Origin of the sequence: Streptomyces sp. NPDC060198, assembly GCF_042728415.1 — a bacterium.
Classification (GTDB): domain Bacteria; phylum Actinomycetota; class Actinomycetes; order Streptomycetales; family Streptomycetaceae; genus Streptomyces.
In genome coordinates, this window is record NZ_JBHWZJ010000284.1 from 1 (window position 1) to 9,167 (window position 9,167).

General features: G+C 71.1%; 8 protein-coding genes. 6 read left to right on the forward strand and 2 right to left on the reverse strand.

Features of this window, described 5'->3' with window-relative positions:
- The first annotated feature begins 151 nt into the window (after positions 1-151).
- From ACFWEP_RS26460 to ACFWEP_RS26470, 3 genes are all read left to right on the forward strand, one after another.
- Entirely contained in the window at positions 152-616 is a 465-nt protein-coding gene (locus ACFWEP_RS26460) for a DUF5709 domain-containing protein (RefSeq protein ID WP_387373530.1), read from the forward strand.
- A gap of 372 nt (positions 617-988) precedes the next feature.
- The gene (locus ACFWEP_RS26465; protein WP_387373531.1) at positions 989-1,447 is read left to right on the forward strand and encodes an SRPBCC family protein; all 459 of its coding nucleotides are present in this window, start codon (positions 989-991) and stop codon (positions 1,445-1,447) included.
- Positions 1,448-1,480: 33 nt separating this feature from the next.
- Positions 1,481-3,118: a phytoene desaturase family protein gene (locus ACFWEP_RS26470; RefSeq protein ID WP_387373533.1), complete on the forward strand. Its 1,638-nt coding sequence runs from the start codon at positions 1,481-1,483 to the stop codon at positions 3,116-3,118.
- 96 nt (positions 3,119-3,214) lie between these two features.
- On the opposite strand, the gene ACFWEP_RS26475 is transcribed toward ACFWEP_RS26470, so the two are convergent.
- The gene (locus tag ACFWEP_RS26475) at positions 3,215-3,697 is read right to left on the reverse strand and encodes a MarR family winged helix-turn-helix transcriptional regulator (RefSeq protein WP_387373535.1); all 483 of its coding nucleotides are present in this window, start codon (positions 3,695-3,697) and stop codon (positions 3,215-3,217) included.
- A gap of 133 nt (positions 3,698-3,830) precedes the next feature.
- Between ACFWEP_RS26475 and ACFWEP_RS26480 the strand changes: the two genes are divergently transcribed.
- Positions 3,831-4,916 (forward strand): FAD-dependent oxidoreductase, encoded by a 1,086-nt coding sequence (locus ACFWEP_RS26480; RefSeq protein ID WP_387373536.1) that lies wholly within the window; start codon positions 3,831-3,833, stop codon positions 4,914-4,916.
- Between the two features lie 195 nt (positions 4,917-5,111).
- Here ACFWEP_RS26480 and ACFWEP_RS26485 read toward each other — a convergent pair whose 3' ends face one another.
- A complete protein-coding gene (locus ACFWEP_RS26485) occupies positions 5,112-5,327 on the reverse strand; it encodes a hypothetical protein (RefSeq protein WP_387373538.1) in 216 nt (71 codons plus the stop codon).
- Positions 5,328-5,955: 628 nt separating this feature from the next.
- Between ACFWEP_RS26485 and ACFWEP_RS26490 the strand changes: the two genes are divergently transcribed.
- Together ACFWEP_RS26490 and ACFWEP_RS26495 are read left to right on the forward strand one after the other, a co-directional pair.
- The gene (locus ACFWEP_RS26490) at positions 5,956-6,864 is read left to right on the forward strand and encodes an alpha/beta hydrolase (protein ID WP_387373540.1); all 909 of its coding nucleotides are present in this window, start codon (positions 5,956-5,958) and stop codon (positions 6,862-6,864) included.
- A 267-nt stretch (positions 6,865-7,131) separates the two neighbouring features.
- Complete coding sequence (locus tag ACFWEP_RS26495; protein WP_387373542.1) at positions 7,132-9,153, forward strand: GxGYxYP domain-containing protein; 2,022 nt, start codon at positions 7,132-7,134, stop codon at positions 9,151-9,153.
- Positions 9,154-9,167 lie beyond the last annotated feature (14 nt).

Here is a 9,167-nt window from a genome sequence, read left to right on the forward strand (position 1 = left end):
GCTCCTCCATGAACAAGGAGCAGTTGAGGAAGGCCCTGGGGGGCTGATCCCTCGCGCCTCCGGAACATCCGGCGGCGCCCGCACGGCGGTTGCACCCGGCCCGAGCCCGGTGCATCGCGGCCCCACCCCACGAGCGCAAGGAGCGACAGTGATGCCGGATCAGGCACGCGGCGACGACGTCTACCAGCCTCAGGACGACGGCCAGGATCCCCCCAATGACGATCTCGACATGGAGGACGCACTCGGCGAGCGGGATCTGGACGACCAGATGGAGGAGGGCTACTCCCCTCCCGAGCGCCCGCTGGCGGTGGACAAGTACGGCACGACGGGGGCCGAAGAGCGCGAGGGGGAGTCCTTGGACCAGCGGCTCGCCCAGGAAACCGACGACGTGGAGCAGCCGGACGGCGACGGCATCGGCGACCTCGTGGACGGCGAGGGGGAGCCGGGGAGCCGGATCGAGGGTGGCGAACGGGCCGGGCGCCTCAGCGCGGCCGACGATCCGACCGGTCGTCACACCGACGTCTTCGCCGAGGATGTCGGCATCGACGGCGGAGCGGCCTCGGCCGAGGAGGCCGCCGTGCACGTGGTCGACGAGGACGACTCCGAGGATCGCTGAGTCGGCTGCCGGGTCTGACCCGTGCCGGCCCCGCCTCCCCCTCCCCGAATCGCGAGCGGCACGGCGTACGGACGAGGGCGGCCGGGCCGTCGTGACGACGGCCGCCCTCGGCTCCGCACGACACGGCGCCCGGTGCCACCCATCCCCCGCCGACCTGCGGGGTCCCCGCGAGCGCGGTTGAATCGAAGGTGGTGCACGACCCCTGCCCGGTCCGGTGGCACCAGCGGTGGCCACCCGACCGGGGCACGCCCCCAGACACCGACGGCGGGGTCCCGGATTCCGGCGGTACGCGCTCCTCTCCGCGAGCGGCGCGCAACCGCGGGACACCCGAGTCGCCTCCGGACCCGAGTCACCTCCGACCCGAGGAGAGCCATGGCAGCCCGCCACCATCTCATCGACAGCCCGCCGGCCGCGGTATGGAACGTGCTGGAGGACGCGACCCTGTACGGAGAGTGGGTGGTCGGGACCGATCGCTCCCGGCCGGAATCGGGCGTGTGGCCGGAGCTGGGGTCCTCCATCACCTACGTCCTGCGGGTGGGGCCGAAGGAGGTCACCGGACGCACGGTGGTCCGGCGCGTCGACAGACCGGGGACGCTGGAGCTGGAAGCGAGCGGCGGCCCGCTGGGGTCGGCGCGCATCGCCTTCGACATCCGCCCCTGGGGCGACAAGACTCTCGTGATCGTCGACGAGCACCCGTTGAAGGGTTTGGGTGCGTCCCTGCACAACGCGCTGCTGGACGCGGTGCTCCAGATCCGCCACCGCAGCATGCTGGCGAGGCTCGCGCGTCTGGTCGAGGAGAAGTCCGGCGACCGTCCCGGGGATCGGGCCTGACGACACCTCGGCAACATACCGAAGGGCGGCGGCATGGTCGACGCAGTAGTGATCGGGAGCGGGCCCAACGGCCTGGTCGCGGCGAACGTTCTGGCCGACGCGGGCTGGAGCGTGGAAGTCCTGGAGGAGCAGCCCGAACCGGGCGGGGCCGTCCGCAGTGACCGGGAGGTCCATCCCGACTACGTCAGCGACATGTTCAGTTCGTTCTATCCGCTGGCGGCGGCCTCCCCCGTGCTGTCCGCCCTCGATCTCGGCCGAGAGGGCTTGCGCTGGAGCCACGCGCCCCATGTGCTCGCCCATCCGCTGCTGGACGGCGGTTGCGCGGTGCTGGACCGCGACCGGGCGGTGACGGCGGACTCCCTGGAGGGCTTCGCGCCCGGCGACGGCGAGAGCTGGCTAGGCCTCTGCCAGATCTGGGACCGGCTCGGGGACGACATCGTCAAGGCCCTCTTCGCGCCCTTTCCCCCCGTCCTCGCCGGAAGCGTGCTGGCGGCACGGCTCCGCGCGGCGGGCGGACTGCGGCTCGCGCGCAGTCTGGTGCTGCCGGTACGGAGGCTGGGGGACGAGGAGTTCCTCGGCGACGGGGGAAAGCTGTTGCTGGCCGGCAACGCGCTGCACGCGGATCTGGCGCCGGAAGCGGCGGGCAGCGGCGGTTTCGGCTGGCTGATGGCGATGCTCGGACAGTCCTACGGCTTTCCCGTACCGCTCGGAGGCGCCGGGGCGCTGACCGAGGCCCTGGTACGGCGGTTGCGGTCGCGCGGGGGCGCCGTGCGGTGCGGACAGCGGGTGACCGAGGTGGTCGTCCGCCAAGGCCTCGCCGTCGGCGTGCGCACTGCCTCCGGGGAGGGCGTTCCCGCCCGGCGGGCGGTGCTCGCGGACGTGTCGGCGCCCAGCCTGTACCAGTCGCTCGTCGCGGCGGAGCACCTGCCGTCGCGAGTGCTCGACGACATGCGCCGGTTCCAGTGGGACTTCGCCACGTTCAAGGTGGACTGGGCATTGGACGGACCCGTCCCCTGGAGTGCTCCGGCCGCCGCCACGGCCGGCACGGTGCATCTGGCGGAGGGCGTGGACGAACTCACCCGGTGGGCCGCGCAGATCGCCCGGGGTCTGATTCCCGACCGTCCGTTCCTCCTCTGCGGGCAGATGACCACCGCGGACGCGACGCGTTCGCCGGCGGGAACGGAATCGGCGTGGGCCTACACGCACGTTCCGCACCGGACGAAGGCGGACGCCGGGGCGGAAGGGCTGACGGGAGTGTGGAACGCCGCCGAGCGGGAGAGGATGGCGGACCGGGTGGAGTCGCAGGTGGAGCGGTACGCACCCGGGTTCCGGGACCGCGTCCGCGCCCGGCGGATCTTGTCACCGGCCGCACTCGAAGCGGCGGACGGCAATCTCCGCGGCGGCGCGATCAATGGCGGCACGGCGTCGATGCACCAGCAGCTGGTGTTCCGTCCGGTGCCGGGCACCGGTCGCCCCGAGACGCCGGTGAAGCGGCTGTACCTGGCCTCCGCGTCCGCCCATCCGGGCGGCGGGGTGCATGGCGCTCCGGGGGCCAACGCCGCCCGCGCAGCGCTCCGTTCGGGACGAAGCGGCGCTGCGGCACTCTCCGCGGCCCAGCGACTGCTCACCCACCGCGGCCGGACCGGCGAATCCGGCCCCCGTACGCCGTGACGCGCTGCCGCACGCCACTTCGCCCCGAGCCGACACCGCCGCGCCGGAGATCCGCGTCGATGTCACGGGCGCGCCGACGCTCCCACCCGGCCGGCCTCAGCGGTCCGGGCGGGCCCCGGCGGAGGTGATCTGGTTGACGACGCCGGTGAGCCGCTTCTGGCTGTCCAGGGAGAGGTGGCTGATCATCCGGTCGAGCCGGACCGTCACATCGCTGTGGGTCTGCGTCGCCAACCGGATTCCCTCGCCGGTGAGTTCCACCCAGTAGGCGCGACGGTCGCTCTCGTCCCGGGTCCGGATCATCAGGCCGCGCCGCTCGGCCCGGTCCACCAGCCCGCTCAGGCTCGACTTCTCCAGATGGAGGATCTTCCCGAGCTCGTTCATCCGGACACGGCCCCGGACGATGACGGCGCACAGCAACTCGGTCTGTTGTTGGGTCAGATCGTACGCACGGCCCGCGTCGGCGAACAGATGGAGAACAAGATGCGACAAATCAACCAGGGCCAGAGCCAGAGGTGCCTGGCGCCCTTCGACGTCGTCCACCGCGTCCCCCAGTTCGTCACCCAGCACATTTTCCCCCACCCACGCGCCACCTTGTCAACTCCGCTCAACGGGAGTGTCAACTCTCCATGCCAGAAGTGCCGTTGAACTATCTCGCGAGGGATGGCACGTGATATGAACTGTTCGCAACATGAACCAAATCCAGGAGGATGCAATGACCGCAACCGTGGCCGTGGTCGGCGGCGGATACGCCGGAGCAACCGTGGCCAAGGCACTGGACGACGTCGCCGACGTCATCCTGATCGAGCCGCGTGATGCCTTTGTCCACAACGTGGCCGCGTTACGGGGCGTCACGGACCCGAGCTGGGCGGACCAGCTCTTCCTTCCCTACGACAAGCTCCTGACCCGCGGCAGGATCCGCCGGGACCGGGCGGTCAAGGTCTCCCCCACCTCCGTCGAGCTCGGCTCGGGCGAGATCGTCGAGGCCGACTACATCGTGCTGGCCACCGGCTCCTCCGCCCGCTACCCGGCGAACATCGACGTGGACACGAGCGAGGCAGGCAAGGAGAAGCTCCGGGCCACCCACGCCGAGCTGAAGCGCGCCTCCCACGTCCTGTTGCTCGGCGCCGGAGCGGTGGGCCTGGAGTTCGCAGGCGAGATCAAGGCCGCCTGGCCGGACAAGGCCGTGACGGTCGTCGACCCGCAGGACGAACTTCTCTCCAGCGCCACGTTCCCTGCGGAGTTCCACGCCGAGCTGCGTTCGCAACTCGACCAGCTGGGTGTGCAGGTGCTGCTCGGCACCTTCCTGCGGGAACTCCCCTCCACCGAACCGGGGGTGACCGGTACGTTCACCGTCACCACCGAGGGCGGCACCGAGATCACCGCCGACGCCTGGTTCGCCTGTTACGGCGTCACCACCAACAGCGGCTATCTGGGGACGGAGCTGAGCAGCGCCCTGCAGCCCGACCAGCGGATCGCCGTCACCCCCGAACTGAGGGTCCAGGGGCAGGAGACCGTCTTCGCCGTCGGCGACGTCAACGCGGTCCCCGAGCAGAAGATGGCACGACTGGCGCAGAAGCACGCCGAACTCGTCGCCACGAACATCCGCACTCTCATCGAGGGCGGCGGCGAGCTGACCGCCTACGAGCAGGAGGACGCCGACTCCATCGTCCTGCCACTCGGCCCCCGGGGCGGCGTCTCCTTCGCCTCCCCCGCGGGCGTCCTCGGTGCCTCGGTCACCGCCGAGATCAAGGGCACCCTCTTCATCGACCTCTACCGCGAGCTGCTCAACCAGAAGTAGCACGACCGTCGGCGCCGGGAGGGACGCCCGTGCGTCTTCGTGATCAGCGTCGGAGCGGGGCCTGCCGTGCCGGAGCCGCCGCGCACGTCACCGTGCTCGGCATGCCCCGGCCGCATCTCCGGCTTCGCCGGCAGCACCGCTCCGCCGACCCGCCGTCCTGGCCGGTGGAGCACCGCAGGGGGTCAGTTCTGACGGTCAGTCCTCACCTTGACCGTACTGAGCCGCGTACCAGTCGGAGTCGACGGCGGGGTTGCGCAGGGTCCCCCAGGACCGGTCGTCGGGTATCGGGGGCAGCGGTGGACTGCCCAGGTCCGCGTGCAGATCCGCACGCCGGTCGACGGTGAGACGACCCCGGATTCCCGCGCTCTCGTACACGGACCGGTGGGGGGAGCCCTCTATCCCGTGTGCCATTTTCTCTGCGGCCCACCTGCGAGTGTGGTCCCGATGGGTGCCTGCCTGCGCGAGCACCGCGCGCAGGCGCAGGACCAGGCGTGCTCACGCAGCCACGCGTCGATGCGGTGCCACGAATCCTGGACCAGGTCTGCTGTCATGTGGCCGACCCTGGAGTCCGACACCGACAGCTTGATCCCCGCCCACCGGTCCTACCCCGGGTCAAGGTACAGCTCGCACCCGAGCATGGCAGCCCTCAAGGACATGTGACGAAGCTCCGTTACCCGTCGATCATGGTGCTCTCCCGCTGCCTGCGCGGTGATGCCGTCGGCTTCGACGGGGCCTTGTCCGATGCCGTCCGACGGCACGGAGGAGGAGGGACCGCGGACGAGGACCACGCCCAGAACGTCCACGGGGCGTCGCTCCCGCTCCGCCGGCGATCGCCTGCCTGGCGAAGGCCAACGGTCTCCCGGGCGGGATCGAGGCCTTTCGTCCGGTAGCGCCTTTCGCCCGGATCGGGTCGGATCAGGAGAGCGGGGCCGCGTGCCGTGCGGTGCCGGACCCCGTGGGCCCGACCCGTCCGGCCCGGACACCACGCCCCGGGCGCCAGACCCCAGCCCCCGGGCCTTCACCCGACAGGAGGACCACGATGGCCGCACCGGCCCACGCGCTCTCGCGCGGCGTTCGCGGGATCACCTTGGACGCCGGCGAGGTAAAGCTCTCCGCACTGCTCAGCGAGCCCGAGCGGGCCGCTCACGCGCGGGCCGTGGTGGTCGCCCTCCACGGCGGCGGCATGAACGCGGGCTACTTCGACGGGCAGGCGCACCCGCAGCTGTCGTTGATGGCGCTGGGAGCGAGCCTGGGCCACACCGTGCTGGCCGTCGACCGCCCCGGCTACGGGCACTCGGCGGCCGCTTTCCCCGAGGGCCAGAGTCTTGCGGAGCAGACCGCCTGTCTCGGCGCCGCCTTGCGCGATTTCGCGGACCGGTACGGAACGGGAGCGGGGATGTTCCTCGTCGCCCACTCCTACGGCGGCAAGGTCGCGCTGACTGCGGCTGCTGACGGCTCCGTCCCCGATCTGCTCGGGCTGGACATCTCGGGGTGCGGCCACGCGTACGCGGTGGAACACCACGAACTGCCCGGGAAGGACGGCTCGGGCCGCTCGCGCAAGAGCTGGGGGGAGTTGCGCCTCTACCCGCCCGACACCTTCTTCTCCAGCTCCGCACTGATCGAGCCCATGCCGCCGCGGGAGTACGCGGAGATCCTCGGCTGGCCCGCGGTCTTCAAGTCCACCGCGCACCGGGTCCGGGTGCCGGTGCGGCTGACCTTCGCCGAGCACGAGGCGTGGTGGCGGCACGACGACGACGCCCTCGCCGACCTGGCGTCGCACTTCCGCTCGGCCCCCCGGGTGGTTGTCGACCGCCAGCCGGACGCCGGGCACAACATCAGCCTCGGCTGGGCCGCCCGCTCCTACCACTTGCGTGCCCTCGCGTTCCTCGAAGGCTGCCTCGTGCCGCGCGAGACGACCCGGCCCGCACCGCGCCCGGCGGCCCCCTGACCACGCGCACACCCGCTTCTCCGGGACGGGCAGCTCGCGCTCGCCGGGCCGTCCACTCGACCGGCCTCTTCCGGCCCGCGCCGGACGCTGGTCAGCATTGCCGCGAAGCGACTCAAAGAGGGTGCGCCCGCGGCCATTCCTTGCGCACACCATGGACAACTCCACAGCCCGGCACTACGTTCACCGATTGCTTGACAACGATGTCACATCTGTTGACAACGATGTCACACCGAAGCCACCCTCTCTCCCAAGGAGCAGTGATCGCCGATGGTGTCCCGAAGGACTCTTCTGCAGGCGGGCGGAGCGGCCCTCGCGTTCGGCGGCGCCGGGATCGCACTCTCCACTCCCGCCGGCGCGGCACAATCCCGTTCCGCAGCACCCCTGTTGCCGTCGTTCGGCCGCCCCACCCGGCTCGATGTCGCCGACGTGAGCTCGCTCGACGGAAACGACCAGTTGCTCCTGACGACCCTTCAGGGGGTGGTCAACCGCCGTTCCCCGCGCCTCTATTTCAACTTCGACAGCGGCGACGTCGACCTCCGCTGGCTCCCGGGCACCGGCGCCCGGGTCACCCGTCACGAACGCGCGCTGGACCTCGTCTCCCGCTACCGGAACGAGGTGCGCGGCGCGATCCTCCACGATCCCGCGGTACCGGACTCCGTGAACGTGGCGACCACCCTGGCCGGCTTGGAGAACGCGGTCGCCGCCACCGCCGAACAGGCCCGCGAGTACGGCCTGAAGACCGTCGCGGACCTGCGGGGCCGCTTCGACGCGGACGACGTACTCTCCACCTATCGCTGGCAGTTGGACCATCTGTTCCCGCGCTGTTCCCACACGCTGCTGGCCGGGCTGCCGCCCACCCGGACGGTGCAGACCCCCCGGGTGAGCTGGCGCGAGATCGCCCGGGAGACCGAGCGCGTACGTGACTCGTCGAACCGGCGGGTCCGCACCTTCGACGTCAGTGCGGAGCTCTCCGGCGGCGACGGCGTCTATCTGCGCTTCCAGGACTCGTTCGGCGACGACGGATGGGGTGCGTCGGTCGGCTCGGTGGACGTGAAGGCCGACGGCCGGGTGATCGCCTCTTTCGTACCCGGTACGGAGGCCGAGACGCCGTACCTCTTCGACGGTTCGAACTCCGCCATCGGCGGGGACGCCAACCGGTTCTCCGACGGCGGCGGTTACTTCATCTACCGCTTCACCCCGCCGGCCGGCACCCGGCAGCTCCTGGTCGAGGCCGACCTGTGGAACCAGTTTCTCGTGTCCGCGACCGCCACCTCGCCCACCAGGGTCGAACCGTTCCCGTACTTCCGGGACTACGCCGTCGCAAGCCGGGCCATGGTCGTCTGGCTGCCTCCGTCCGGCGACACCGGCACGCTGCTGGACGAGGTCTTCAGCCGGGTCGAGCCCACCACTCCGTACGCCGGCTGGTTCTCCAACGACGTGGCGGGAGAGTGGGGCGGGGTCGACCGGGCCTCCCAGCACGGCATCGAGGTGGTGCCCGCCGACTTCTACATGAACGGCACCGTGCACGCCGGAGTGCCCGCGCGGATCTCGGACAAGGTCCCCCGGACGCCGAAGGCCAGGCTCGCCGACCGCGTCCACCTCACGCTCACGTTCGGCGAGGGCGACAACATCCAGTACTGCCAGCGCCACATGCGCACCATCTGGGAGGACCCGGAGCGGGGCAGCGTGCCGCTCAACTGGACGGTCAGCCCGCTGCTCGCGGACATCGGCCCCGCACTGCTGGCGTACTACCAGAACACCGCCACCGGCAACGACCTGCTGATCTCGGGCCCCTCCGGCGCCGGTTACACCTACCCGGGCTCCTGGCCCGCGAGCGCCCTGGACGCCTACACCGAGCTCACCGGACGCTTTCTGCGCCGGACAGGCATGGACCTGGTGTACGCGTACAACCAGCGCGGCACGACGGGTGACGGATGGGTGCCGTTCGACGAACGCGTCGTCGGCTCCTACCGGAAGAACACACCACTGCGGGGCATCATCCAGTCCTGGGAGACCGGGGACCTGGAAGCCCGGCCGGCCGGGATACCGGTGATCGGCAACTTCTTCCCGCAGGGAAAGGCCGCGGAGTACCGGGACGGGCTGCTGAAGCACGTCGAGGGCTGGGACGGCACCGGGCCGCTGTTCGTCGCCGGTGCGATCAACGCCTGGAGCTGGACCCCGAGCGATGCCGCCGAGCTCGTCGAGCTGCTGGACGACCGGTTCGAAGTGGTGCGCGGGGACACGTTCTTCGACCTGCTGGACCAAGCGCAGCGAGGCTCGCGACGCTGACCCGACCGCCATGG

Excerpts from the sequence above, each read along its gene's own strand:
- ACFWEP_RS26470 (WP_387373533.1), top strand. The coding sequence starts at position 1,481 with ATGGTCGACGCAGTAGTGATCGGGAGCGGGCCCAACGGCCTGGTCGCG.
- ACFWEP_RS26465 (WP_387373531.1), top strand. The coding sequence starts at position 989 with ATGGCAGCCCGCCACCATCTCATCGACAGCCCGCCGGCCGCGGTATGG.
- ACFWEP_RS26495 (WP_387373542.1), top strand. The coding sequence starts at position 7,132 with ATGGTGTCCCGAAGGACTCTTCTGCAGGCGGGCGGAGCGGCCCTCGCG.
- ACFWEP_RS26480 (WP_387373536.1), top strand. The coding sequence starts at position 3,831 with ATGACCGCAACCGTGGCCGTGGTCGGCGGCGGATACGCCGGAGCAACC.
- ACFWEP_RS26490 (WP_387373540.1), top strand. The coding sequence starts at position 5,956 with ATGGCCGCACCGGCCCACGCGCTCTCGCGCGGCGTTCGCGGGATCACC.
- ACFWEP_RS26460 (WP_387373530.1), top strand. The coding sequence starts at position 152 with ATGCCGGATCAGGCACGCGGCGACGACGTCTACCAGCCTCAGGACGAC.
- ACFWEP_RS26485 (WP_387373538.1), bottom strand. The coding sequence starts at position 5,327 with ATGGCACACGGGATAGAGGGCTCCCCCCACCGGTCCGTGTACGAGAGC.